The organism is Pseudomonas sp. ICMP 460, assembly GCF_002723595.1.
GTDB lineage: Bacteria > Pseudomonadota > Gammaproteobacteria > Pseudomonadales > Pseudomonadaceae > Aquipseudomonas > Aquipseudomonas kitaguniensis.
The window spans coordinates 1-1,122 of the sequence record NZ_LKBR01000055.1 but is presented as its reverse complement, the minus strand read 5'-3'; the positions used below and the strand labels follow the sequence as shown (position 1 = coordinate 1,122).

General features: G+C 45.6%; 2 tRNA genes and 1 rRNA gene. All 3 read right to left on the bottom strand.

The window, feature by feature from the left end:
- Window positions 1-381 (bottom strand): 23S ribosomal RNA (locus AO240_RS23835); the annotation flags it as partial.
- 453 nt (window positions 382-834) lie between these two features.
- A tRNA-Ala gene (locus AO240_RS23830) sits at window positions 835-910 on the bottom strand.
- Between the two features lie 4 nt (window positions 911-914).
- Window positions 915-991, bottom strand: a tRNA-Ile gene (locus AO240_RS23825).
- Window positions 992-1,122: the final 131 nt, after the last annotated feature.

The following is a 1,122-nucleotide window of genomic DNA, read 5'->3' as shown; positions in this document are numbered from 1 at the left end:
CCCCGTTCGCTCGCCACTACTAAGGGAATCTCGGTTGATTTCTTTTCCTCAGGGTACTTAGATGTTTCAGTTCCCCTGGTTCGCCTCTTACGCCTATGTATTCAGCGTAAGATAACCATCTTATGATGGCTGGGTTCCCCCATTCAGACATCTCCGGATCAAAGTCTGTTTGCCGACTCCCCGAAGCTTTTCGCAGGCTACCACGTCTTTCATCGCCTCTGACTGCCAAGGTTAACCATCTTATGATGGCTGGGTTCCCCCATTCAGACATCTCCGGATCAAAGTCTGTTTGCCGACTCCCCGAAGCTTTTCGCAGGCTACCACGTCTTTCATCGCCTCTGACTGCCAAGGCATCCACCGTATGCGCTTCTTCACTTGACCATATAACCCCAAGCAATCTGGTTATACTGTGAAGACAACATTCGCCGAAAATTCGATAATACTCAATGCAGAGTAACTCACAAATTTTACCTTAGCCTGATCCGTTACCAGTGAAAGTAACGTTCAGTCTATCTTTCTATCACATACCCAAATTTTTAAAGAACGATCTAATCAAAGACTAGAAATCAATCCGTATGCGCTTCTTCACTTGACCATATAACCCCAAGCAATCTGGTTATACTGTGAAGACAACATTCGCCGAAAATTCGATAATACTCAATTCAGAGTAACTCACAAATTTTACCTTAGCCTGATCCGTTACCAGTGAAAGTAACGTTCAGTCTATCTTTCTATCACATACCCAAATTTTTAAAGAACGATCTAATCAAAGACTAGAAATCAATATTCACACTGGAATATTCATTTCTAAACTCTAACAGCAGAAGCAGTTAATGGTGGAGCCAAACGGGATCGAACCGTTGACCTCCTGCGTGCAAGGCAGGCGCTCTCCCAGCTGAGCTATGGCCCCATNTTGGTGGGTCTGGGCAGATTCGAACTGCCGACCTCACCCTTATCAGGGGTGCGCTCTAACCAACTGAGCTACAGACCCAATTTCGAGCGCGTGACTGTTAGCGTTGAGCTATCAGCTTGGAGCTTAAAGCTGCTTCTATCGTCTTCTTCAATGAATCAAGCAATTCGTGTGGGAACTTATGGAGCAGCTGATGTCGTCGATTAAGGAGG